This window comes from Actinomadura parmotrematis (assembly GCF_019458805.1).
In the GTDB taxonomy this organism is placed as follows: domain Bacteria; phylum Actinomycetota; class Actinomycetes; order Streptosporangiales; family Streptosporangiaceae; genus Spirillospora; species Spirillospora parmotrematis.
This window is the reverse complement of record NZ_JAIBOA010000017.1, coordinates 11,952-36,242: the sequence shown is the minus strand read 5'-3', so window position 1 is coordinate 36,242 and position 24,291 is coordinate 11,952. Positions and strand designations below refer to the sequence as shown.

18 protein-coding genes are annotated in these 24,291 nt (G+C 75.3%); 12 read left to right on the top strand and 6 right to left on the bottom strand.

Annotated elements, in window-relative coordinates:
* Positions 1-44 precede the first annotated feature (44 nt).
* Positions 45-527, bottom strand: coding sequence for a hypothetical protein (locus K1Y72_RS24585; RefSeq protein WP_220168824.1), 483 nt, complete (start codon positions 525-527; stop codon positions 45-47).
* A 219-nt stretch (positions 528-746) separates the two neighbouring features.
* Between K1Y72_RS24585 and K1Y72_RS24580 the strand changes: the two genes are divergently transcribed.
* Positions 747-1,250, top strand: coding sequence for a hypothetical protein (locus K1Y72_RS24580; protein ID WP_220168823.1), 504 nt, complete (start codon positions 747-749; stop codon positions 1,248-1,250).
* A gap of 109 nt (positions 1,251-1,359) precedes the next feature.
* On the top strand, positions 1,360-1,566 hold the full coding sequence (locus K1Y72_RS24575; protein WP_220168822.1) for a DUF5999 family protein: 207 nt from the start codon (positions 1,360-1,362) through the stop codon (positions 1,564-1,566).
* Positions 1,567-1,605: 39 nt separating this feature from the next.
* Here K1Y72_RS24575 and K1Y72_RS24570 read toward each other — a convergent pair whose 3' ends face one another.
* Positions 1,606-2,022: a MarR family winged helix-turn-helix transcriptional regulator gene (locus tag K1Y72_RS24570; protein WP_220168821.1), complete on the bottom strand. Its 417-nt coding sequence runs from the start codon at positions 2,020-2,022 to the stop codon at positions 1,606-1,608.
* Positions 2,023-2,095: 73 nt separating this feature from the next.
* Between K1Y72_RS24570 and K1Y72_RS24565 the strand changes: the two genes are divergently transcribed.
* Positions 2,096-3,163 (top strand): ABC-2 transporter permease, encoded by a 1,068-nt coding sequence (locus tag K1Y72_RS24565; protein ID WP_220168820.1) that lies wholly within the window; start codon positions 2,096-2,098, stop codon positions 3,161-3,163.
* Here the strand turns inward: K1Y72_RS24565 and K1Y72_RS24560 are convergent.
* Positions 3,160-3,816 carry a YdcF family protein gene (locus tag K1Y72_RS24560; RefSeq protein WP_220168819.1) on the bottom strand — a complete coding sequence of 219 codons (657 nt, stop codon included), beginning with the start codon at positions 3,814-3,816 and terminating at the stop codon, positions 3,160-3,162. The two genes, K1Y72_RS24565 and K1Y72_RS24560, sit on opposite strands and share 4 nt — an antisense overlap.
* Positions 3,817-3,964: 148 nt before the next feature.
* Between K1Y72_RS24560 and K1Y72_RS24555 the strand changes: the two genes are divergently transcribed.
* From K1Y72_RS24555 to K1Y72_RS24545, 3 genes are all read left to right on the top strand, one after another.
* Complete coding sequence (locus K1Y72_RS24555) at positions 3,965-4,261, top strand: hypothetical protein (RefSeq protein ID WP_220168818.1); 297 nt, start codon at positions 3,965-3,967, stop codon at positions 4,259-4,261.
* Between the two features lie 37 nt (positions 4,262-4,298).
* Complete coding sequence (locus K1Y72_RS24550; protein WP_220168817.1) at positions 4,299-4,763, top strand: hypothetical protein; 465 nt, start codon at positions 4,299-4,301, stop codon at positions 4,761-4,763.
* A gap of 95 nt (positions 4,764-4,858) precedes the next feature.
* A complete protein-coding gene (locus K1Y72_RS24545; protein WP_220168816.1) occupies positions 4,859-6,091 on the top strand; it encodes an acetyl-CoA hydrolase/transferase family protein in 1,233 nt (410 codons plus the stop codon).
* Between the two features lie 7 nt (positions 6,092-6,098).
* Here the strand turns inward: K1Y72_RS24545 and K1Y72_RS24540 are convergent, their stop codons facing one another.
* Positions 6,099-7,466, bottom strand: a complete 1,368-nt coding sequence (locus K1Y72_RS24540; RefSeq protein ID WP_220168815.1) for a GH1 family beta-glucosidase — start codon at positions 7,464-7,466, stop codon at positions 6,099-6,101.
* Between the two features lie 294 nt (positions 7,467-7,760).
* On the opposite strand from K1Y72_RS24540, the gene K1Y72_RS24535 reads away from it, so the two are divergent.
* Entirely contained in the window at positions 7,761-10,691 is a 2,931-nt protein-coding gene (locus tag K1Y72_RS24535; RefSeq protein ID WP_258573598.1) for a GmrSD restriction endonuclease domain-containing protein, read from the top strand.
* A gap of 91 nt (positions 10,692-10,782) precedes the next feature.
* The gene (locus tag K1Y72_RS24530; RefSeq protein ID WP_220168814.1) at positions 10,783-12,858 is read left to right on the top strand and encodes a UvrD-helicase domain-containing protein; all 2,076 of its coding nucleotides are present in this window, start codon (positions 10,783-10,785) and stop codon (positions 12,856-12,858) included.
* On the opposite strand, the gene K1Y72_RS24525 is transcribed toward K1Y72_RS24530, so the two are convergent.
* The gene (locus K1Y72_RS24525) at positions 12,855-14,393 is read right to left on the bottom strand and encodes a serine/threonine-protein kinase (RefSeq protein WP_220168813.1); all 1,539 of its coding nucleotides are present in this window, start codon (positions 14,391-14,393) and stop codon (positions 12,855-12,857) included. The genes K1Y72_RS24530 and K1Y72_RS24525 overlap by 4 nt on opposite strands.
* A 198-nt stretch (positions 14,394-14,591) precedes the next feature.
* Between K1Y72_RS24525 and K1Y72_RS24520 the strand changes: the two genes are divergently transcribed.
* Complete coding sequence (locus tag K1Y72_RS24520) at positions 14,592-16,454, top strand: N-6 DNA methylase (protein ID WP_220168812.1); 1,863 nt, start codon at positions 14,592-14,594, stop codon at positions 16,452-16,454.
* Positions 16,455-16,458: 4 nt separating this feature from the next.
* Here the strand turns inward: K1Y72_RS24520 and K1Y72_RS24515 are convergent, their stop codons facing one another.
* Entirely contained in the window at positions 16,459-17,829 is a 1,371-nt protein-coding gene (locus K1Y72_RS24515) for a serine/threonine-protein kinase (RefSeq protein ID WP_220168811.1), read from the bottom strand.
* 134 nt (positions 17,830-17,963) lie between these two features.
* On the opposite strand from K1Y72_RS24515, the gene K1Y72_RS24510 reads away from it, so the two are divergent.
* From K1Y72_RS24510 to K1Y72_RS24500, 3 genes are read left to right on the top strand one after another with little or no spacing between them, the layout of a single operon-like run.
* Positions 17,964-19,601, top strand: coding sequence for a PD-(D/E)XK nuclease family protein (locus K1Y72_RS24510; protein WP_220168810.1), 1,638 nt, complete (start codon positions 17,964-17,966; stop codon positions 19,599-19,601).
* Complete coding sequence (locus tag K1Y72_RS24505) at positions 19,598-20,728, top strand: pPIWI_RE_Y domain-containing protein (RefSeq protein WP_220168809.1); 1,131 nt, start codon at positions 19,598-19,600, stop codon at positions 20,726-20,728. The genes K1Y72_RS24510 and K1Y72_RS24505 overlap by 4 nt, the downstream gene beginning before the upstream one ends.
* Positions 20,721-24,284, top strand: coding sequence for a pPIWI_RE_Z domain-containing protein (locus K1Y72_RS24500; RefSeq protein WP_220168808.1), 3,564 nt, complete (start codon positions 20,721-20,723; stop codon positions 24,282-24,284). The genes K1Y72_RS24505 and K1Y72_RS24500 overlap by 8 nt, the downstream gene beginning before the upstream one ends.
* Positions 24,285-24,291 lie beyond the last annotated feature (7 nt).

Here is a 24,291-nt window from a genome sequence, read left to right as displayed (position 1 = left end):
TGCGCGCGTGTGAAGGATCGCCCAACGCGCCGGGTCCGGCGCCGCTACGCGTCGCTCTGGCGGCGGGCGGGACGGCGGCCCTGCGGGAGCCGGTCCACGAACCGGCCGAGGCGCTCGGCGGTGCCCTGCAAGGGGCTGACGGTCGCGTTCAGCGTCTCGATCGCGCCGCGCATCTGCACGACGCTGTCGGCGAGGGGGCGCAGGCCGTCCACCGTCTCCTGGAGCGGGCCGACGGTCTGCCCGAGCTCCTCCAGGACCGGGACGACGCGGCTCAGCTCGCGCAGGTCGCCGAGCGCTTCGGCGAGCTCCTCCAGGCTGTGCGCGACGGCGGCGAGGCGCTCCAGGTCGGCGGCCACGCGCGGCAGCGCCTCGGCGGCGCCCGCGAGGCGCTCCAGGGACGCCGCGAGGCGCGGGAGCGCGACGATCGCGTCGCCCACCGTGGCGGCCGCGCGGACGGTGCCGCCGATCGTGGCGCGCAGGCCGCCGCCGAGCAGGGCGAGCGGCGAGGCGGGCGCCGTGCCGGCCATGGTCACCTCCCGGAACGGAACGTGTCCCGATTGTGGCGGCTCGAGGGTGATCCGGTCCAGGCCGGCCCGGTTTTCGGTCCCCGGGCACCGCCGTTCCCGCAGGGCGGACGCCCTGTGATCGACTTTTCCGTTAAGAGCCTTTCTTGTAGCGTTCGCAGCGCTTTGTGAAGCACATTCATGATCCGCCCGTCCCGCCACCAGATCATGAGAGGACCCGCGATGGCCCCGGCGACGAGCGTGGCCGCGATCGCGCTGCTCGGCCTCCTGCTCCCCCTGCTGGCCGCCGCCCGGCGCCGCCCGCCCGGCCCCGCGCCGGCCGCCGCCACCGCCGCGGCCGCGCCCGCCCACCCCGAGTCCCTGAGCGCCGTCCTCGCCCCGGGCGAGGAGGAGTACCTCGCCTGGCTGGCCGACCATCACTGGCCCGCCGACGAGTACCTGGACCTCGAACGGGACTGGCTGCTGGAGGAGGGCGGCCCGCACCCGCGCGACACCCCGCTCTGCCCTCGCTGCCGCTTGCGCCGCGAGGACGTGTGGCCCTGCCCGCGCTGCGGGCGGCTGCTGCACTCCTCCTGCGGGCACGGGATGCGGCGCAGCCCGCTGGAGCGGCCCTACCGGACCCACGGGGCGGGTCCGGAGGCGGTGGTGGGCGAGTGGCGCTGCACGGGCTGCACCGAGCTGGTCCGCCTGGACGTCGACCCGGACGGGGACGGGCCCCCCGGCTGATCGTTTCCGCAGGTCAGCAAGGTAAAGAATTCCCCATCGGCTTGCCGTTTCCGGACATCGCGGTGCACCCTTTCCTATGTCCTAAATCACGGGACACCTGGAGGTCACCGTGCTCACCGCCCCGCAGGCCCCGTCCTGCACCCACGTCCCGCCCTGCCCCGCCGCCGACGGCGGCGACCGCGAGGCCGCCCGCAGCGTCGCGGCCCACCCCGAGCAGGGCTGGAGCCTGCTCTGCAACGGCGTCGTGCTGTTCGAGGACACCGGCGAGATCCTGCCCGACGGCCGCGCCGTGCCGCCGCACCGCCCGGCCGCCTGAGTTCCGGCGCCCGGCCCGCCCGCCTCGGTACCGCCCGCCTCAGTCCGCCACGTTGTAGCGGACCAGGTAGCGCGCGAAGGCCGCGAGGTCGGCGTCCGACCAGTCGTCCAGCCGGGCCCGGAAGGCGGCCCGCTGGCGCTCCCCGGCCGTGCGCAGCGTCGCCAGCCCGGCCTCGGTCGGCCGCAGGATCTTGTTGCGCTGGCTGGCCGGGTCGGGCAGGCGCTCGACCAATCCCATCCGCTCCAGGTCCCCGACCTGGCGGCTGACCGTCGACTTGTCCAGCAGGAAGTAGGCCGCGAGGTCGGTCGCGCGGCACCCGCCCTCCTCGGCCAGGTGCCCGAGCAGGCTGTAGGAGACCAGCGAGAGGCCCGGGTGCAGGCGCTCGGCGAGGGCCCGCGCCCGCCGCGAGAACGCGGTGAGCTCCCACCTGATCGTCTCGACGTCCTCGTCGCGCATGCCCGCCCCTCTCCCGAAAGGTTGTATAGTACAACTTCGTCAGACAGTTGCACTTTACAACAATGGAGGGCCGATGTCCGCCGCCGCGCCGCAGCACCGCAGCGTCCCGCCCGGCGCCCTGCGCCACCTGCTCGCCCACCTGGCCATGCCGCTGCTCATGTGCCTCGGCATGGGCCTGGCCTACCTCGGGGCCTTCCACGCCCCCGCCCCGCACGGCCTCAAGGTCGCCGTCGTCGGCACCGGCCCCGAGACGCGGGTGCTCGCCCAGACGCTGAAGGACCGCGCCGGCGACGCCCTCGACGTGCGGACGCTGGCGTCCCGCGACGCCGCCCGCGACGCCCTGGCGCACCAGCGCGTCTACGGCGCCTACCTGCCGGGCGCGGCGCCGGAGCTGATGGTCGCCAAGGCCGGCTCGGACACCACCGCGACCGCCGTCGAGCGGGTGTTCACCGAGGCGGCGTCCGCGCAGCACGCCCCGCTGAAGGTCACCGACGTGGCGCCGCTGTCGAAGGGCGACCCGACCGGGCAGGGCATCTTCTTCCTGCTGGTCGCGCTCAGCATCGGCTCCTACGCCTCGGTCGCGGTCCTCGGGGGGCTCGGCGCCGTCCTGCCGATGTGGCTGCGCGCGCTGCTCGGCCTCGGCACCGGCCTCGTCGTCAGCCTGCTCGGCGCCGCCTTCGCCGGCCCGGTGTTCCACCTGGTCGACCGCGGCCTGGCGGGCGTGTGGGCCATGTCCTGGCTCTACAGCACCGGCATCCTGTGGATCGGCATCGGGCTGCACACCTTCCTCAAGCGCTTCACCACGCTCGCCATGATGGTGCTGTTCGTGATGCTGAACTTCACCAGCTCGGGCGGCATCTTCAAGCCCGAGCTGCAGCCGGGCTTCTTCGCGGCGCTGCACTCCTTCTGGAACGGCGCGGGGTTCGTCGAGGGCGCGCGCGGCCTGGTCTACTTCGGCTCGGACGGCCTCGGCCGCAACGTGGCGGTGCTCGCGCTCTGGGCGGTCGCCGGCGCGGCGGCGCTCGTCCTGGCCTGGACGGCCGAGCGCTCGCGCACCGTCGTCGAGCCCGCCGCCCCCGAGACTGGGGGCGGGGCGGCGGCCGAGGCCGAGCAGGAGATCGAGGAGACCGTCCCCGCCTAGCCCTCCTCCCTGATCACGTGCCGGTCGAAGCCGCGCGCCGCGAGCTCCAGGTGCGCGTCCCAGACCTCGTCCGGCACGGGGTCGGGGACCTGGAAGCCGCGGTCGGCGTAGACGCGCATGCGCTGCAGGTCGCCGACCATGAGCTCGATCGCGGCGCGCGGGTCGGCCGAGCCGTCCAGGTACTCGGCGAACCCCATGGGCGGGCCGGTCGCCTGCCACTCCGCCTCCGGCCACTGGCGGCGCGCCGTCGCGAGGCCGCGGCGCGTCATGTACGGCTTGGCGACGAGGATGCCGCCGCGGATCCGGCCGCCGAGCAGGCGGCGCGTCGCGGTGATGTTCTCCCCGGTGTTGCGCGCCGTCTCCTCCAGCACCATCGCCGACTCCGGCACGCCGAGCCCGGCGGCGACGCGCGCGAAGACGCGCGCCTCGGTCTCGGGCCAGTCCTCGGTGACCTTGCCGCGGCCGCCCGTCAGCACCAGCAGGGGCGCGAGCCCGTCCAGGAACACCCGCGCCGCCCGCTCGGCGACGCGGGTGTCGTGGCTGCCGAGCGCGACGATCGCGCCGGCCGGCCGGAGCGGCGCGTCGATCACCAGGTGTGCCCAGAGGGCGGCGGCGAGTTCACGTTCGCGGCGGCCGATCACCGCGTATGCCAAGTCCGGTAAAACTCCACGAAATCAGTCCCCCTAGCGTGCGGCATGTCGCCCTCCCCGGTGATCATCCGGTCTAGTAGCGTTCTAGCGTTTTGCTCCTTACGCAAGGGATCACCTGCGCCCGGACACGGACCGCGGAAGGACGGGTTGTGTGATCACGATCCTGGTCTTCGCTTCATTCACCGCGCTGCTCAGCGCCTGCCTGCACCGGCTGGGCCGCTCCATGCCCGCCGCGCCCGCCGGCGCCGCCGCGCCCGCCGCGGCGGCGCCGGCCGAACCTCCGCCGGAACCCGCCGGCCATCCCGAGTCGATGACCGCCGAGCTCGACCAGGAGGACGAGGAGTACCTCGCCGGCCTGGCCGCCGACCTGTGGCCGGAGGACGAGTACCTCGAAATGGAACGCACCGGGGACGGGGAGGAGGAGGCCGGTGGCAACATGGCGTTCTGACGGCCGCCGGCCGGCCCGACACGACGGACGGAGGCGCGTGCCCGACGACACCGGCCCGCTCTGCGCGCACTGCGGGATCACCATCAAGGCGGCCGAGGCGGGCCGCCCCGAGGAGCTGCGCCTCCGGCACGATCTGCGCGTCGAGCCGTGGGACCACCTGCTGGAGCCCGCGCTCGGCGTCCCGGCGCCGCTGCCGCCCGCCTGCGACTTCTGCGACGCGCCCGAGCCCGCCTGGGTGTACCCGCCGGGCGTCTCGGCCATCGGCGTCCACGCGGACCTGCCGGCCGAGGAGGAGTTCCCGCTGCTGGACGAGCTGACCCGGCACGACTGGCTCGCCTGCGACACCTGCTCGGTCATGATCGCCGACCGCAACCTGGACGGCCTGGTCGACCGCGTCCTCACCGAGCGCCCCGCCCTCGACGCCGCCGCCGCGCGGCGCGTCCGCGGCACCTTCGGCACCTTCCTGTCCATGACCCTGCGCCCGCACCCTTACCCGGACTGACCGGCTCCGGCGGCCGGAGGCCCTGGAGTGGCGGGCGAGCCGCGAGGAGGCGGCCGTCGGCTGATCCGGGCGGGCGCGATGAGAGCATGATCCTCATGCGCGTGATCCCGGAGTCGCAGCTGGCCGCCGTCCTGTCGGGGCTGCCCGGCCGCCCGCGGGTGGTGGCGGGCGGCAACTTCGCCACCCCCGCCCGGCTGCTGCGGATCCTGGACGGGGCGGTCACCGAGTACCGGCTGTTCATGCTGAACGCCCAAGGGGAGCTGCCCGACCGGGACGGGGTGGCCCTGGAGACGCCGTTCGTCGGGGCGGGCATGCGCGGCAAGTCGAACCTGCGCTACTTCCCGTGCCGCCTGTCGCTGGTGCCGCTGCTGCTGAAGGAGACGCTGCCGCCGGACGTCGTCGTCGTGCAGACCTCGATGCCCGCGCAGGGCACCGTGTCGCTCGGCGTCGAGGTGAACATCCTGCCCGCCGCGATCGAGGCGGCCCGCGCCCGCGGCGGCCTGGTGATCGCCCAGCTCAACCCGCGGATGCCCTACACCCACGGCGACGCCGTCCTCGCGCTGGAGGACGTCGACTACGCGATCGAGTCCGACGACCCGCTGCCCGAGCCCGCGCGCCGTCCCGCGAGCGCGGTGTCGCGGGAGATCGGCGAGCGGGTCGCGCGCCTCGTCCCCGAGCGCGCGACGCTGCAGATGGGCATCGGCGCGGTCCCCGACGCCGTCCTCGCCGCGCTGCTGGACCGGCGCGGCCTCGCGATCTGGTCGGAGATGTTCAGCGACGGCGTCCTCGCCCTGGACAAGGCGGGGGCGCTCGACCCCGCCGTCCCCGTCACCGCGTCGTTCGCGTTCGGCGGCGCGGAGCTGTACGCGTGGATGGACCGCAACGAGCGCGTCCGGATGCTGCGCACCGAGAAGACCAACGACCCGGGCCTGATCGCCCGCCGCCCCCGCCTGGTGTCGATCAACTCCGCGCTCCAGGTCGACCTGTTCGCGCAAGCCAACGCCGGCCGGGTGCGCGGGGCGATCTACTCGGGGTTCGGCGGCCAGACCGACTTCGTCGTCGGCGCCCTGCACTCCCCCGGCGGCCACGCCATCATCGCGCTGCCGTCCTGGCACCCGCGCGCCGACGTGTCCACGGTGATCCCGCGCCTCGCCGGCCCGGTGACGTCGTTCCAGCACAGCTACATCGTCACCGAGCAGGGCGCCGCCGAGATCTGGGGCCATGACGCCTCCGGCCAGGCCCAGCAGATCATCGACCGCGCCGCCCACCCGAGCGCCCGCGACGGCCTGCGCGACGAGGGCCGCCGCCTCGGCTTCCGCCTGGACTGACCGGCCGTCAGCCCCGCCGGGCGGCGGCGATCCGCTCCCGGTACCAGTGCGCGCTGTCCTTCCACGTCCGCGTGCCGGTCGGGTAGTCGACGTGCAGGAGGCCGAAGCGCTTGGAGTAGCCGTAGGACCACTCGAAGTTGTCCATCAGCGACCAGGCGAAGTAGCCCCGGACGTCCGCGCCCGCCGCGAGCGCCGCGCCCACCGCCTCGATGTGGTCGCGCAGGTAGGCGACGCGGTCGGCGTCGTGGACGGCCCCGCCGGCGTCCACCCGGTCGGGGTAGGCGGCGCCGTTCTCGGTGACCATGAGCGGGACGCCCGGGTAGTCGCGGTGCAGGCGGACGAGCACCTCGGTGAGGCCGGTGGCGTCCACCGGCCAGCCCATGGCGGTGTAGGGGCCGGGCTGCGGCGGGAAGTCCACGTCCTCGCAGCCGGGGAACGGCGACGCGGCGCTGCCGGCGTGCCCGTGGGCGGACGCGCGCGGGCCCGTCCCGTCCCAGAGCTTCACGAGCGTCGGGCTGTAGTAGTTGACGCCGAGCACGTCGAGGGGCGCCGCGATCGCCGCCTCGTCGCCGTCCCGCACGAACCCCCAGCCGGTGATCGCGGCGGTGTCGGCCCGCACGTCCTCGGGGTAGCCGCGGCCGAGCACCGGATCGAGGAAGATCCGGTTGGCGACGCCGTCGACCTTCCGCACGGCCTCGGCGTCGCCGCGCGTGTGGTGCATGTTGAGCGTGATCGAGCAGCGCGCGCCGGGCGCCTCGGCGCGCAGCGCCCGCACCCCGAGCCCGTGCGCGAGGTTCAGGTGGTGGGCCGCCGCGAGCGCGTCCGCCGGATCGGTGCGGCCCGGCGCGTGCACGCCCGACCCGTACCCGAGGAACGCGCTGCACCAGGGCTCGTTCAGCGTCGTCCAGGTGTGCACCCGATCGCCCAGCACCCGCCCCGCATAAGCCGCGTACTCGGCGAACCGCTCGGCCGTCTCCCGGACGGGCCACCCGCCCGCGTCCTCGATCTCCTGCGGCAGATCCCAGTGGTAGAGCGTCGCGACGGGCGCGATGCCGCGCTCCAGCAGCGCATCGACCAGCCGCGAGTAGAAGTCCAGCCCGCGCGGGTTAGGCCGCCCGCCCGGCAGCAACCGCGACCACGACAGCGAGAACCGGTAGGCCCCGAGCCCGAGCTCCGCCATCGTCGCGACGTCCTCGCGCCACCGGTGGTAGTGGTCGGCCGCGACGTCCCCGGTGTCCCCGTCCAGCACCCGCCCCGGCGTATGGCTGTAGGTGTCCCAGATCGACGGCGTCCGCCCGTCCTCGGCAGCAGCCCCCTCGATCTGGTACGCCGCCGTGGCGGCCCCCCAAACGAACCCCTCCGGGAACGTTCCCATTCCTGTCCTCCCAGCGTGGCGGCCATGGACGAGCGGTCGCCGCCCCGGTGCAGCAGGAGGCTAGGACGCTCGCGAGAGCAGCACAACCCCGCGATCGATGTGGAGGCCGTTGTCGAGCCGCTGACCGGCGGGATCGTCGTGGGAGCGCTCCCAACGCATCCTGCGGCCGGCAGGGTCGCCGCCACGGTGGATAACGAATCGCTATCGCCGCGCAACCCACAGCGATGCCGGGGCGTCTGACTTGCGCATAGAATCGATCAAGGTCTCCGCCCCCGGGTTTCCGAAAGGCGTCGGATGCAAGCCAGCGAGGTCACGTTCTTCAAGCTCATCGAGGGCGAGAAGCAGTTCCAGGTGCCGCTCTACCAGCGCACGTACAGCTGGGGGCAGAAGGAGTGCGCCCGCCTCTGGGAGGACGTGACGGAGCAGGCCGACATCCTGGCCTCGGGCGAGACGCGCACGCCGCACTTCATCGGCTCGGTCGTCCTCGCCCCCGGAACGGTGTCGGCGGCCGACATGCAGCGCTGGCTGGTGGTGGACGGCCAGCAGCGGATGACCACCCTGATGCTGGCCTGCTGCGCGCTGCGCGACCGGTTGCGCGGGATCGCCCCACGCGAGGCCGAGCGCATCCACAAGCAGTACCTGGTCAACGAGTACAAGGAGGGCCCGGAGCACTACCGCCTGCTGCCCACGCAGGTGGACCGTTCCTCCTTCACCGCGGTCGTCGACGGCGACGCCAGGGCCGGCGGCGACGACACCATCGGGACCGCCTACCGCTACTTCAAGAACGCGCTGCTCGACACCGACCCCAAGGGCGACGTCGAGGTCCTCAAGCGCGTCGAGGCGGTGCTGCGCGGCCGGCTGTCGGTCGTCGGGATCACCGCCGACGCGACCGACAACGTGTACCGGATCTTCGAGTCGCTGAACAACACCGGCGTCTCCCTCAGCCAGACCGATTTGCTGCGCAACTACGTCTTCATGCTGCTGCCGACGCGCGGCGAGCGGGTCTACGAGAAGATCTGGCTGCCGATGCAGGACGAGCTCGGCCCGGCCAACCTGGAGCTGCTCGCCTGGCTGGACCTGGTGATCCGCGGTGACCACCGCGCCAAGCAGAGCGAGGTCTACCGGGCCCAGCAGCAGCGGCTGGACGAGGTGGTCGGCCAGGGCGAGGAGGCTCTGGAGACCGAGATCGCCGAGCTGCGCCGCCGCGGCTCGCTCCTGATGCGCATCCTCGACCCCGCCCGCGAGCCCGACCCCGCCCTGCGGGCGGTGCTGGAACGCCTCAAGGAGTGGGGCGGGCAGACCGCCTACCCGCTCGCGCTGCACCTGTTCGACCTGCTCGACCACGGCCGCGCCGACGCCGGGCAGGTCACCCGTGCCCTGACCTACGTGGAGAGCTTCCTGGTCCGGCGGATGATCTGCCAGATCCCCACCAACAACCTCAACCGCATCCTCAACAGCGCGCCGCGCGAGCTGGAGGAGGACCGCCCCGCCGACGAGGCCGTCCGCCGCTACCTGTCGGCGCCGCGCCGCTACTGGGCCACCGACGAGCAGCTGCGCGCCGCGATCGCGACCAAGCCCTTCTACTGGTCGGGCCGGGCGGCGCAGCGGGTGTTCGTCCTCAAGCGGCTCGAACGCGGCATGGGCGCGAGCGAGCCGGTCGACTTCGGCACCGGCAAGTTCACCATCGAGCACGTCATGCCCCAGACGCCGACGCAGGAGTGGCTGGACCTGCTGGCCCCCGAGGTGACCGACGAGGGCGGTCCGGCCGAGCTGCACCGCGCGGTGCTGCACGTCCTCGGCAACCTGACGCTCACCGCCGACAACTCCACGCTGTCCAACCGCCCCTTCGAGCGCAAGCAGGAGATCTTCGACGCGAGCGCGCTGCGCCTGAACCGGGAGATCGCCGACGCCCCCACGTGGGGCAAGGCCGAGATCCAGGCGCGCGGGCGGGCCCTCGCCGACCGGTGCGTCGAGCTCTGGCCGGCGCCGCTGCCCGGCGGCGCGGACCTGGCCGACGACCGCCAGGAGTGGAAGACGCTGCGCCGCCTGCTCGCCGAGCTGCCCGCCGGGCGCTGGACGACGTACGGGGACCTGGCCGCGGTGATCGGCTCGCACGCGGCCGCCATCGGCACCCACCTGGCCGGCCGCCCCGAGCTGGAGAACGCGCACCGGGTGCTGACCTCCGAGGGGCAGATCTCCTCGTCGTTCCGCTGGCCCGACGGGCGCATCGCCTCGGCGCGCGAGGTGCTGGAGGAGGAGGGCGTCGCGTTCTCGGCGGCGGGCCGGGCCGCTCCCGAGCAGCGGCTGTCCGCCGCCGGCCTCGCCGCCCTCATCGGCCTCGGCACCGGCCAGGACGGCTCCGGCGACGGCGAGGACGGCCCGGACGGCGAGTTCGAGCGGCTCCTCCAGCGCTTCGCCGACCAGCTCGAACCGCACGGCGAGCTGATCGGCGAGACCGTCGAACGCGTCCTGGAGCACTGGACGGCGCGCGGCGGCTCCGTCGACTTCGGCACCGCCAAGTCCGAGACGAGCTGCTTCCTCTGGCTGGACCGCCCCGACAAGCCGGGCTGGATCTGGCCGGTCGTGTTCTACCCGCGCAGCGCCGTCGTCGAGGTGGTCTTCCAGCACCTCAGCGTCCGGCCGCCGTTCGACGAGGCGGCGCTCCGCGAGGAACTGCGGCAGCGCCTCAACCGCATCGACGGCGTCGACATCCCCGAGGCGAAGCTGGTGCTGCGGCCGAGATTCCCGGTCGCCGCCCTCGCCGGGGGCGGGGAGGCCGAGCTGCTGCGCACCCTCGACTGGTTCATGGAGCGCGTGGGCACCGCCGTACCTCCGGAGGGCGGCGACGGGGCGGTGCCGGAGGACGGGGCCGTTCCGGCCGCGGACGCCGCACGGCCGGAGCCGGACGGCGCCGTGTTCGACGAGGCGCTCGCCGCCGAGTTCCACAACGCCATGTTCCTGCTCTACAGCCGCGTCAAGGCCGAGACGGGGCACAACGCCGTGGCGCTGCTGAAGATGTCCAGCGGCCCGGCGAGCGTCGCGGAGGCCCGGCGGGCGCTGGCCGCGCCGCGCGTCTCCGCGGACTTCGCGGTGCTGCGGGAGCGGGGCCGGCTGGACCTCACGGTGGAGGCCCACGTCCTGGAGCCGCGGTTCGCGCCGCTGTTCACCGAGGCGGAGATCTGGACCGCCCGGCAGCGGCTCGCCGACGAGGGCGCCGCCTACTGAGCGGCGCACCGGGCGGAGCGGCCCGGCCCCGCCGGTGAACGCTCCTAGAATGGAATCCACTCGACGGCCGGACGCAGGGAAAGGGTCCGCTGTGGCGCAATTGGCGATCGCCAGCTCCTTCATGCCGCAATACGCCAGGCTCGACCCCCGCGTCCGCCGGGGCGTGGAGGAGGCGTTCGCCAAGTTCGCGCAGGCGACCCACGCCGGGCTGCACCTGGAGAAGATCGCCGGAGCCAGGGATCCGAACGTGCGCACGATCCGGATCGACCTGGACCGGCGCGGCGTCGTCCTGGCCCCCGAGCGCGGTGACGTGTACTGCCTGCTCGCGGTGCTCTCCCACGACGCGGCGATCGACTACGCCCGCAGCCGCCGGTTCACCGTCAACCAGGCGATCGGCGTGCTGGAGGTCCGCGACCAAGAGGCGCTGGAGACGCTGGAGCCGGCGCTCCGCGAGATGTCGCGGGACGTCGAGCAGCGGCTGTTCGCGCACGTCCCCGACAAGCACCTGCGGCAGCTCGGCGTCGACGCCGAGATCGTGCCGCTGGTCCGGCTACTGACCAGCGACGAGCACTTGCAGGCGCTGGAGTCGCTGCTGCCCGAACCCCAGTACATCGCGCTGCTCGCCCTCGCGCAGGGCCTGCCGGTCGAGCAGGCGTGGAACGAGGTCGCGGCCTGCCAGGACGAGCGGGCGGCGCCCGCCGAGATCGATCCGGGCGACCTGGTCGCCGCGATGCGGCGGTCCCCCGACAAGGTCGTGTTCGTCGACGGTCCCGAGGAGCTGCGCGACGTCCTCGCCCACCCCTTCGCCACCTGGCGGGTGTTCCTGCACCCGGTGCAGCGCCGGATGGCGCTCCGCCCGTCCTATTCGGGCCCGGCGCAGGTGACCGGCGGCGCGGGCACCGGCAAGACGGTGACGGCGCTGCACCGCGCCCGGCACCTCGCGGCCTCCCGCCCCGGTTCCCGGGTGCTGTTCACGACGTTCACCAAGAGCCTGGCCAGGGCTCTGCAGCAGCAGATCGACCTGCTGGTGGACGATCCGGACGTGCGCGGGCGGATCGACGTGCGGACGGTGGACAGCCTCGCCTACGCCGTCGTCGGACGGCACCGCAAGCCGGAGATCGTCTCGCCGGACGTGCTGACCGTGCTGTGGGACGACGCCGCCGCGGGGACGCCGTTCTCGCCGGCGTTCCTGCGCCGCGAGTGGGAGCAGATCGTGCTCGCCCAGCACCTGGCCGGCGAGGCCGAGTACCTCGCCTGCACCCGCCAGGGCCGGGGCGTGCCGCTGAACACCGCGCAGCGGTCGGTGGTGTGGAAGGCGGTCGCGGCGGTGGAGGCGAGCCTGCGCGAGCGGGGCGAGCGCACCTTCCACCAGCTGGCCAACGAGGCCGCGGACCTGCTCGCCGGCCCCGAATACGACCATGTGGTCGTGGACGAGGCGCAGGACCTGCACACCGCGCAGTGGCGGCTGCTGCGGCGCATCGTCCCCGACGGCCCCGACGACCTGTTCATCGTCGGCGACCCGCACCAGCGGATCTACGACAGCCACGTGTCGCTGACCAGCCTCGGCATCGGGGTGCGGGGCCGCAGCCGCAAACTGAAGATCAACTATCGGACCACGCAGGAGATCCTGAACTGGGCGGTGCCGATCCTCGGCCGCGACCCCGCGCAGGGCATGGACGACTCGGCCGACACCCTCGACGGCTACCGCTCCCCCATGCACGGCCGCCGCCCGGCGGTGCGGGCCTGCGCCGACGAACGGGCGGAGCTGGACGAGCTCGTGGAGCAGGTACGGCGGTGGGTGGACGCCGGCGTGGAGCCGGGGGCGATCGGCGTCGCCGCCCGCTACACCTGGCTGGCCCGCAAGGCGGTCAAGGCGCTCCGCGACGCCGGCGTCCCGGCCGGATCGGTCGGCGCCGCGGCGGGCGTGCAGGTCGGGTCGATGCACACGATGAAGGGCATGGAGTTCCGCTGCGTCGCGGTGATCGGCGCCATGGACGGGACGGTGCCGCTGCGTGACGTCCTCACGCCCGAGGACGAGGACGCCCGCGCGTACCTGCAGGACCTTCAGCGCGAGCGGTGCCTGCTGTTCGTCGCCTGCACGCGGGCGCGCGACCACCTGTACGTCTCCTACCACGGAGCGCCGAGCACACTGCTGCCCGCCGTCTAGAGCAGCGGGCGGAGCTCCTGGACGGCCGGGTGGTCGTCGCCGTGCAGGGCGGCGAGGCCGGCGGCGGCCTCGGCGAGCGCCGCCCGTCCCGCGGCGGTGCGGCCGGTGGCCATCCGCAACCTGCCGATCTTGCCGAGCAGGCGGAGCCGGTCGGCGGCGCGGTCCCGCTCGGCGTAGTGCCGGGCGAGCGGCTCCAGCCGGCGCAGGGCGCGGTCGGGCTCGCCCAGCAGGGCGAGGCAGTCGGCCTCCCACTCGCGGTAGCGGAGGACGAGCTCGTCGTCGGGGCCGTGCCATTCGGCGAGCGTGGCGACGGCGGTGCGCAGGGCCGGTGCGGCGCGCCGGTGGTCGCCGCCGAGGTACAGCGCCTCGGCGAGCGCGGCACGCAGCTCGACGACCTCCTCGTCGAGCTCGCCGAGCGCGAGCGCGGCGGGTCCGGCCAGCCTGGACAGCAGGTCGGCGGCCTGCCCGTAGCGGCCCGCCTCCATCAGCGCGCCGGCCTCGGTCCGGCCCCGCCGGATCTCCGGTGCGGTGGGCAGCGCCACCGGCGCCGCGGGCGGGGCGTCCGGTCGTGCGTGCGCGGCCGCCGGAGCCGGCTCCGCCGCGGGCGGGCCGTCCAGGCGGATGGCGCCGACCAGGGCCCCGTACAGGCTGGACGGCGCGGGCGCCTGCGTGACCACGTCGTAGAGCGGGTGCAGGCCCGTGATGAACGGCGCCAGCCGCTCCTGTACCGCGGCGGCCCCGGCGGGCCGGTCGGCGGGGGCCTTGGCCAGCAGCCGCAGGACCAGGTCGTCGAGGCCGGGCGGTACTTCGGGGTTGCGGTGCGACGGCGGCTCGGGGTCCTGCTCCTCGTGCGCGCGGTAGACGCTGTAGGTGTTGTCGCCGCCGAAGACCGGCTCGCCGGTGAGCATGGTGTACAGCACGCAGCCGAGGGAGTACATGTCGCTCTGCGGGCTGGGGTTGCCGTAGAGCTGCTCGGGGGCGGTGTAGCCGGGCGTGCCGGGGCCGGCGACGCCGGTGGCGGTGAGCCGCACGTCGGTGGGCAGCAGGCCGACGGCGAGGCCGAAGTCCAGCACCTTCACCGATCCGTCCGGCGCGAGGATCAGGTTGGCGGGCTTCAGGTCGCGGTGCACGAGGGAGCGCTCGTGGGCGACGGCGAGGACGGCGCACACCTGCGCCGCGATGAGCGCGGCCCATCCGACCGGCAGCGGCCCCTGGTCGAGGAGCAGCTCGACGGTGGTGCCGTCGACGTACTGCATGACCAGGTAGAAGCAGGTCCCCAGCCGCTCGTCGTCGTGCTCGCCGCGGTCGTGCACGGCGGGCACGCCCGGATGCTCCAGCCGGGCGGTGTTGCGCGCCTCCTGCTCGAAGCGCCTGATGAGCTCCTCGTCGGACCGGCCACCGGGGAAGGAGACGAACTTGACGGCCACGCGGCGGTCGAGGAACTGGTCGTAGGCCCGCCAGACCTGCCCCATCCCGCCCCGGCCTACCGGCTCGTCCAGCTCGTAGCGTCCGGCGAGCAGCAGTCCCGCGCGCATCCGTGTCCCCTTCCGCCCCGCACCGCCCCGCACCCGTCCGGCGACGGTACACCGCCCGGTGCGCCGGGCGTCCGGCGGCGCGTCGGCGGTTCGCCTCCGCAGCGCCACTACCCGTGAGTAAACTGAGTCAACAGGCAGGATCGGACACGGGCATGCACGCGGTCGCGCGGCGTGACCCCGCAGAGGTCGGAGGCTCGCATGGACGGTGGCGCCGTGCCCGTCACGCTCGCCGAGATCGCCCGTATCGCCGGTGTCGGCCGGGCGGCGGTGAGCAACTGGCGCCGCCGTTTCGACGACTTCCCCTCCCCCACCGGGGGCACCGACACCAGTCCCCAGTTCTCCCTCGCCGACGCCGAGGAGTGGCTGGTCCGGCACGGCAAGTTCCAGGCGTCGGCGGCCGGTGAGCGCGGAAGGCTGTGGCCGAGGTTCGAGGCGCTCGGCGACCGGGACGCGATGGGCCGGGTGATCGCCGCCGTCGGCGCGCGGGCCGCGGGCCGGCCGGCGCCGGAGCTGGCGCCGGGCGAGCGCGCCCTGCTCGGCGAGGCCGAGGCGCTCGGCGCGCGCGAGGGGTCGCCCGAGCTGTTCGCCTTCCTGCTGGAGCGCTGGCTCGCCGCGCACGTCCGGCAGGTGGCCACCACGCCCGCGCCGCTGGCCGATCTCATGGCCGCGCTCGTGGGGCCCGGGCCGGTGCGGAGCGTGCTGGACCCGGCCTGCGGCAGCGGCACGCTGCTCCTGGCCGCGGGCCGCCGGTGGCCGGCGGCGCGGCTCGCCGGCCGGGAGATCGACCCGGTGCCGGCGGAGCTGGCCGCGGCGCGGCTGGCGCTGGCGGGGTACGCGGCGGACGTGCGGGCGGGCGACTCGCTCCGGTCCGGCGTCACCGTGCAGGCCGACGCGGTGCTGTGCAGCCTGCCCGCCAACGAGCGCGACTGGGGGTACGCCGAGCTGGTGACCGACCCGCGCTGGACGTTCGGGCTGCCGCCGCGCACCGAGTCCGAGCTGGCCTGGGTGCAGCACGCGCACGCCTCGCTCGCGCCGGGCGGCACCGCCGTCCTCGTCCTGCCGCCGGCGGCCGCGTCGCGACGGGCCGGCCGCCGCATCCGGGCCGGTCTGCTGCGCGCCGGCGCGCTGCGCGCGGTCATCGCGCTGCCACCGGGCGCGGCGCCGCCGCACGGTGTGGGCCTGCACCTGTGGGTGCTCGGCAAGGACGGGCCGGCCGAGCACGTCCGGCTGGTCGACGCCGCCGGCTGCCGGACGAGCGCGTCGGGCGGCAGGTCGGCGGTCGACTGGGACGGGCTGCGCGAGCAGGCGCTGGCGGGCGGCGTCGAGGTCCCCGTCATCGACCTGCTGGACGAGCATGTGGATCTGTCGCCGGCCCGCTGCGCGCCGACGGTCGACTTCACCGGGATGGCCGCCCAGTGGCAGCGCGTGGACGCGCTGCTGGCCGAGGCGGCGCGGGTCCGCCGCCGGCTCGCCGACCTCGATCTGACGGGCCGCGCCGCGGCCTCGGTGCCGCTCGCCGACCTGGAGCGCGCCGGCCTGGTGGGCCTGGAGCCGGGCCGGACGCCGGGCGGGACGGGGGGCGCGCCGGCGGGCGGCGACGCGCTGCGGGTGCTGGCGGCCGCCGGCCGGGGCGAAGACGGTCCGGCCGCCACCGCTCCGCGCGGGGAGGGAACGATCGCCGCCGCCGGCGATGTCGTCGTCGCCACCGCGATGCGTGCGTTCGACGTCTGGGTGCTGGAGGGCGAGGACGTCCTGCTCGGCCCGCAGCTCCTGGCGATCCGCTTCGATCCCGACCGGTTCGACGCCTGGTTCCTGGCCGGCTGCCTGCGCTCGCCGGCGAACATGCGGCGCGCCGGCGGGCACGCCTCGTCGTCGTCGCGGATCGACGTGCGGCGCATGCAGGTGCCGCGGCTGCCGCTGGAGCAGCAGCGCCGCTACGGCGAGGCGTTCCGCGATCTGCGGGAGTTCGAGGCGGCGCTGCGCGGGCTGCGGTCGACGGGGCGCTCCCTGCGGGACTCCCTGAGCGACGTCCTGGCCGAGGGGCTCCTGCGCGTCCGCTGACCCCTCAGGCCCGGGGGCCGTGGTCGCGCAGGAGCACCGCGAGCGCCTGGAGGCGCTCGGCGAGCGGCTCGCCGCGACCGGGGCGGCGGGCGCCCAGGGCGCGGTCCGCCGCTTCCCGGAGGGCGTGCGCCTCCCCGGGCCTCCCGGCGGCCAGCAGGCATTCGGCCGAGCCGATCAGGGCCTCCAGGTGCAGGCTCCCGCCGGCGGACCGCAGGGCCCGCTCGACGGCGTGCCGGTAGCCGCATCCCGTGCGGGTGTGCCCGGCGGCGGCGTGGTGCCGGTCGGCGGCGGCGAGCTGGGCGCGCGCGATCTCCGGCGGCCGCAGGCCGTGGTAATCGCGGGCGGCGTCCAGGGCCGCGTCCAGCGCGATGAGGTCGCCGCCGCGGGCCAGTTCGGCCAGCTCCGCGAGGTCGGGGCCGCCGTCCGCCGGGCCGGGGCCGGCGGTCCGGCCGCCGGCGGGGGCGTCCGCGCTCCCGCCGCGGTAGAACAGCGTCGGGTCGGGGTTCAGCGCCGGGCTCGGGGCGTCGTCGCCCGCCCGCGGGAGGTAGGCGGCGAGGACGGCGCGGAGTTCGGCCAGGCCGGCGCGGTCCTCTGGCGCCTTGGCGAGGAGCCGGTGGACGACGCCGTCGATGTCGGCGGGCAGCGTCGGCCGCAGGGAGCTCGGGCGCGGCGGCGGGCTGTTCAGGTGGTGGTACTCCAGGCCGCCGGGCTCGCCCTCGTAGGGGCGGCGCCCGGTGAGCAGCAGGAAAGCGACGCAGCCGAGGGCGTAGCAGTCGGTGGCCGGTGACGTGGCCGCGCGGTCGCCGCGCAGCGCTTCGGGCGCCATGTAGCCGTGGCTGCCGGGGGTCTGGCCGTCCTCGGTGTAGCGGGTCGCCTCCGGGTCGAGCAGGTAGGCGATGCCGAGGTCGATGAGGAAGGTCCGACCGTCGCCGCGCACCACGATGTTGGAGGGCTTGACGTCGCGGTGCACGATGCCCCTGGTGTGCAGGCACAGCAGGGCCTCGGCCAGCGGCACCAGCAGGGCGGCGGCCTCGGCGAGCTTCACCGTGCCCTGCATCCTTCTCAGAGTGCGGCCCTCGACGTACTCCATGGCGAGGTAGGGCTCGCCCGCGTGCTCGCCGTGGTGGACGTAGCGCGGGATGTGGGGGTGCTCCAAGCCGCGCAGCAGCCGCACTTCGCGTTCGAACCGCCGACGCAGTGACTCTTGCTCGCGCCGTTCGGTGCCGCCGGCGGTGCTGTACGCGGGGTGCTTGAGCTTGACCACGACGAGGCCCCCCGCCACGGCGTCGTCGGCCTTCCAGGCGCTGCCCATGCCACCGCTTCCCAGGCACTCCACCAGCCGGAACCGCCCGTCGACCCTTTCGCCCTGCTTCACCGGTTCATCCCAACTCTTTGGCGTATCTGAGCTATCGTCTGCACCATCATCCCACGGATAGATCGCGGATAAGACCTGTTTGCTCAGTACACAGTGTGCTTCACTGGAGTTCCACCGAGACCCGAGGAGCGGCCGTGCCGGCTCTTTCCCTCCCGCCCGACGTCGGCGGCGATCCCACGCTCGTCCGCGTCAGCGCGTCGATGCTCGGGCAGGACGACCGCGCCTGCCCGCGCGGTTCGGTGCTGCGCGCCCGCCCGCTGCTGCGGTGGCCGCGCGGCCGTTCTCCGCGCGCGCCCTTCGAGGACTTCACCCTCCAGCCGGTGATGCGCGCCCTGGACCTGATCGAGGACGGCGTCTTCATGGACGCGGCCGGGGCGCTCGCCGATCCCCGGGTCACCGGCCGCTGCCACCCGGGACACCTGGCGTGGGCGGCGGAGGCCGTGCCCGCCTTCCTGCGCGCCCGCGAGGCCGTCGGCCTGCCCGGCCTGCTCCCGGTGCGGGACGAGTGGGTCGTCGTGAACACCAACCCCCTGGACGCGCGCGGCGCGGAGCGCTACGAGCGGACCGCCTGGGGGCGCCGGTACGCCTCACCGGACGGCACCGTCCGCGAGGTGTGGCTCCCGGCGTTCACCGCGGTGCGCGACGACCTGCCCCCCGCCAAGATCGCCGCAGTGGCCACGGTCGCCGCCCGCGGCGTCGCGTCCGAGCGGCGGTACGGCCGCTACGAACCGGTCGGCGGGCCGCGGCCGCCGGTCGAGCGGGTGCGGGTGGTGGCCTTCGGCTGCACCGAGGGCAGGGCCGAGGTGCTGGCCGACTGGGATTCGGGCGAGGTCGCCCGGCGCTTCGCCGCGGAGGTCCGTCCGGCGCTCGCCGGGCTGCTGGCCGGCGAGGCGCTCGCGCCGGGCTCCGACTGCGTGTCCTGCAAGGCCCTGCCCGGCTGCGAGGGTCCCGCGCCGCGCCCCGGGCTGCTCGCCGTCGCGGGCGCGGCGCCGTCCTCCGTGCCGCCGGCGCGCCGGCGCCGCAGCGTCTCCGCCACGGATCTGCGGGTGCACGCCCAGTGCGGCGCCCGCTTCTGGCTGACCCGCGTCCTGCACCTGAAGGACATCGCGCCCGAGAGTGAGGCGATCCGGCGGGGCCGGGCCGTCGACGAGGAGCTCAACCGCCGGCACGCCGCCGGCCGGGGCCCGTGCCGGGACGCGTTCGGCGCGGGCGGGGACGTCCCGGACGGGGACGCGCCGGACGGAGCGGTCGCCCGCATGCTGGCCCGGCACCGGGACGTCTGCCCGCTGGACGGTCTCGCCCCCGGCGAGCGGGTGCGGGTGCAGCCGCGGCTCACCGCCTACGACGCGGACTTGGACGCCGTCGTCATCGCCGACCCCGACCTGCTCTACAGCGACGCGGGCGGCTGGGTATGGCGGGAGACCAAGACCGCCGGGCGGCCCCTGTGGGAGGGCCGGTCACTGCTGGAGCAGTACCCGCAGCTGGCCCTCGCCGTGGTGCTGATGGCCGCGGGGGTGCCCGGCGGCGACCCGCGCCGCTCGCGCGTCGAGCTGGAGGTCCTGTACGAGAACGACGCCGCCTGCGAGATCATCGACCCCTTCGACGAGCGGACGCGGGACGAGGCGCGGGACGTCGTCGGCCGCCTCACCGCCGGCTGGGCGTCCGACACGGCCTTCGCCCCCGAGCCCGGCCGGCACTGCGCGGGCTGCGAGACACTGCGCTGGTGCCCGTCCGGGCAGGCCGCGCGGGCCGGTGCGGAGGCCGGCGCGTGACCCGCATCGCGCCGGCCCACGACGGCACCGCCCTTCTGCACACGCTCGCCAACGGCCTCATCGCCCTCGACCGCGCGGCCGCCCTGGAACCGCTGGAGTCGTTCTCCCTCCCCTACCCCGCCGAGGCGCAGCGCGCCCTCGACCGGACGGCGCTGCTGTACCTGCTGCACGGCGCGCGGCCGCCGCGCAGCATGGCCGACCTCGTGCGGTGGTGCTGGGAGCGGCCGCTGTCGGACCTGCTGCTCGACCTGCCGCCGGACGCCGCCGGCCCCGGCGACCGCCTGCTGGACTTCTACTCCCGCCGGCCCACTGAGCTGTGCCACGAGTGGGCGATGCGCGCCGCCGACGCCGCCGGCGAGCTGTACGACCGCCAGGTGGTCGGGACCGCGATCCGGCTGTGCCGCGAGCACGGCGAGGAGGACGCCTACACCGCGTTCCGCGCCCTGCTCGTCGACCGCCCCGTCCTGACCTCCGCCGAGTTCTTCGAGGTGGGCAACGACATCGCCCTGGAACCGGTCCGCGAGCTCATCAGGGAGATCTACCTGCCGGTCCCCGCCGGCCTGCGGCGCGAGGGCGCGCTGGTGGCGTGCGGGCGCTGCCGCACGCTGCTGGTGCCCGTCCGGGACGGCGAGTGGTGGTGCGAGCGCGACCACTGCCGCCGGATCGGGCCGCCGCCCGAGGGCCGGGTCCTGACCGGCGACGACGGCGGGGCCGTGCAGCTGGCCCGCCCGCTGCGCCAGTTCGTGACCGGGCCGGGGCGCGCGGAGACGGCGCTGGCCCGCGAGCTGACGGCACTCGGGCTGGCGGTGCGGATGTGGCCCGGCTTCGACAGCTACGACCTGCATGTCTCCTTCCCCGACGGCGCGGTGTGGGCGCTGGACGTCAAGGACTGGGCCAGCCCGCGCTTCCTGGGCCTCGCGGCGCGCCCGGTGCCGCCCGAACCGCCCTACGACGAGGCGTTCTGGGTGGTGCCTGCGCACCGCGTCGCGGACCGCCCCGACTACCTGCGGGTGTACGACGCCCACCGGCGGGCGGGCGCGGCGCCCCTGCTGACCGATGTGCGGATCCGCGAGCGCGCGGCCCGCCGGCTGCGCGCGGCGAAGGCGGAAGGGGACGGACGTGCGTGAACGGGAGAGCTGGCACCGGCGGGTGAGCGGCGCGCTGCGCAAGGCGTGCCGGGACACGCCGGACGACCTCGCGGCCCTCGCGGCGGTGGACGTCTGCCAGGTGGAGCTGGCCCTGCACCTGCTGCACCGGCTGCTGCCGAGCGAGCCCGCCGAGGGCGCCTACACCCTGCTCAGCGGTTTCCCGTTCGCGCGGGCGGCGGGCGGCGCGCGGACGGCGGCCGACGAGACGGCGCTGGCCGCCGCCCGGCACCTGCTGTGGACCAAGCGTCGACGCCGCACCTGGCACGAGGACCTGGAGTCCTACCGGGCGGTCCCCGAGCGGCTGCGCGGTTTCGCGGTGCCGCCGGGCGGGGCGCCCGTCCGGCTGGACCCCGCCGTGGCCGCCGGGCGCTTCGGCGTCTACGACGACGCGCTGGCCGCGCCGCCACCGTTCGTCACCCGCGGGCTGAAGCTCGCTCCGGCGGGCCGCAGCACGTTCCTGGACCGGCGCCGCGCCACGTCGGTGTCGATTCCGGACGAGCTGGTCTTCGACCGCCCGCAGGGCCACGACCTGGCGGTGGGCGGGCCGTCGCGCGGCGTGCCGCTCACCGTCTCCCGGGCGGAGCTGCGCGAGACGGCGGCCTGGATGGACGCGCGCGAGCGCGCGGTTCCGGGCGCCCCGCCCGGTTTCTGGGAGGACCGGCTGGCGGAGCTGCGCATCGCCCCTCGCGATGCCGCCGGCACCGGGTTCACCGACCGGGACTCCCTCACCCTGGACGGCCTGCTGCACATGGTCGGCATGGTCGGTGCGGGCAAGAGCACCCTGATGGTGCTGGTCGCGGTCTGGGCCGCGCGCCGGCCCGAGCCGCTGAGGACCACGCTGGTGGTCGGCGACGTCGCCGAGCAACTGCGGCTCACCGCGCTGCTGAAGGTGCTCGGCGTCCCGGTCGCCCCCGTCCTCGGAGCCTCGACGCGGGAGACGCACGTTCAGCGGCTGCACCGCAGGCTGGCCGCGCGCGGGCGGGAGAACCTGCTCGACCACGACGACGCCGGTTTCGACGAGCTCGGCACCGTCTGCGTCCTCGACGCGCTGCGCGGGACCGAGGCGGCGCGACCGCTGCGGTTCGCCGACGCGCCCTGCGTGTCCCTGTATCCCGAGCGGCCGCGCCCGGCCGCGGCGTCGCTGCTGCCGCCGGGCCCGGCGGTTCCCGACGAGGCGGTGCCCGCGGCGCCGTCCGGGGCCGCGCACGGCTGCCCGGTGTGGGAGCGGTGCCCGCGGCACCACACGGCGCGGTCGGCGGTGGACGCGCTGGTGTGGGTCGCCAATCCCGCCAGCCTGGTCCAGTCGGGTGTGCCCGCGCACCTGAACGACGAGCGGGTGCGGTACCTGGAGCTGGCCTGCCGCCGCAGCGACATCGTTTTCGTGGACGAGGCCGACGCCGTGCAGATGCGGTTGGACGACGTGTTCGCGCCGAAGGCGACGCTCGTGCAGCCCGGTCCGGACTCCTGGCTGGACGAACTGGCCACCCACAAGATCGAGGAGTTGTCGCAGGCGGGGCGGCTGCCGCTGGCCGACACCGAGATCGAGCGCTGGAACTCCTGCCTGAACGCGGTGAACACCGCCACCGACAAGCTGTACCGGATCCTGATCTCCGACGGCGGGCTGCGCGGCTGGATCGACCTGGACTACTTCAGCCCGTGGACGCTCCAGGAGAGGCTGCTGGCGGAGTGGTTCGCCGACGCCGACCGGCCCGACCCGCACCACGTCCCCGACGAGCGGGCGCTGTTCGAGACCTACCCCGACGTGCCCGACGTGCCCGACGGTGCGCCCGCGCCGCCGTCCGCCGCCGCGCCGCCGACCGGGCGGCGCGCCGAGCTGACCCAGGTCTTCGACGACTTCCGGGACGATCCGCTCGGCGGCGGCGAGCCGCGCCACGAGCTGACCCGCGCGCTGGTCGACCTCACCCGCGACCTGCTGCACACGCTGCTGTCGTCGGCGACGCGCAAGCGGACGCGCGCGCTGCTGCGCGACCTGGTGAAGGACACCCCGGCCGCCGACGCCGACGAGGTGTGGGCGCAGGAGGCGTGCCGCAACCTGGAGTTCACGCTGGTGCTGTCGGCGCTGAACCACCGCTTGGAGCGCCTCACCTACCTGTGGCCGCAGGTGGAGGCGGCGCTGCGGCTGGAGGTGACGGGCAACGAGCTGGCCCGGCGCCCGCCGCAGGACTACGCGCCGGTCATCCCCGAGGCGCCGATGGGCAACGTGCTGGGCTTCCAGTACCTGACCGACGACCGCGACCGCGACGAGGACGGGCGGCAGAGCGGCACGCTGCGGTTCTTCCGGTGCGCCGGCGTGGGGCGCGAGCTCCTGCTGGCGCTGCACCGGCTGGGCGCCGACCCCGGCGCCGGGCGGGCCGGGCCGCACGTCGTGCTGATGTCGGGCACGAGCTGGGCTGGCGGCTCTTCGCGCGCGCACCTGCCCGTCCCCGTCGGCGCCGTCCTCAAGCCGACCGCCGCGTCGCTGGAGGCGGTGGCCCGCACGACGTTCGCGACGCTGTTCGTCCGCGACGGCGAGGGCCGGCCCATCAGCCTGTCGGGCGCGGCGCCGAACGTCCGTCCCGGCCTGGCCCGCTCCCTGGTGCACCGCCTGGGCAGCCCGGGGCCGGGCGGCGCCGCGAGCCTGCTGGACAGGGAACTGGCCGGTGTCGGGGACGACGGGCGCAAGCGCGCCCTGCTGCTCGTCGGCAGCTACAAGGAGGCCGATCTGGCCGCCGGCGTGCTGCACGACATCGACCGCTGGCACGGGCGCGTCCGGGTGCTCGTCCCCGACGACGCGCGCGGCGACGCGGCGCGCCCGCCGATGCCTCAGGCGGGCCGGGCGGCGCCTCTGCGGCGCGGGGACCTGGCCTCGTTCGCCGCGGATGCGAGCGCCGAGGTGCTGGTGGCGCCGCTGATGGCGGTCGAGCGCGGCCACAACATCCTCAACTCCGCGCGCGAGGCCGCGTTCGGCACCGCGCTGTTCCTGGTCCGCCCGCACCCGAGGCCCGACGACCTGTCGCTGGCGGTGTTCGCCGTCAACGACTGGGCGGCGCGCTTCGTGCGGGACCGTCCCCGGCGCGACGACCGCACCGGACCGCGCACGTTCACCGACCTGGTCGCGCGCGCCGGCGGCCTGGACCGCGCCGGACTGGACTTCCGCCGCGAGGCCCGGCAGGAGTGGCGGCGGCTGCTGTCGCGCCGCTACGTGTACTCGCGGCTGCCGGCCTGGGAGAAGGACGTCTTCGCCTGGGACCAGCTCGTCACGCTCTGGCAGGTCATCGGCCGGCTCGTGCGCGGCGGCGTGCCGGCCCGCGTGGTGTTCGTCGACGCGGCCTTCGCGCCCGCGACCGCCCGCCGCGGCGACGGCGGGCCGGTCACCGACGGGCTGCTGGAGTCCCTGCACCGCGTCCTCGGCCCGTACTTCGCCGCCCCCGGCGGCCGGACGTTCGACGATCCGGCCGACCCGGCGGTCGCGCGCCTGCTGTACGAGCCGCTCTACAACGCCCTGGCCGCCCTCACCGGCGGCCCCGAACTCTAGGAGCTCC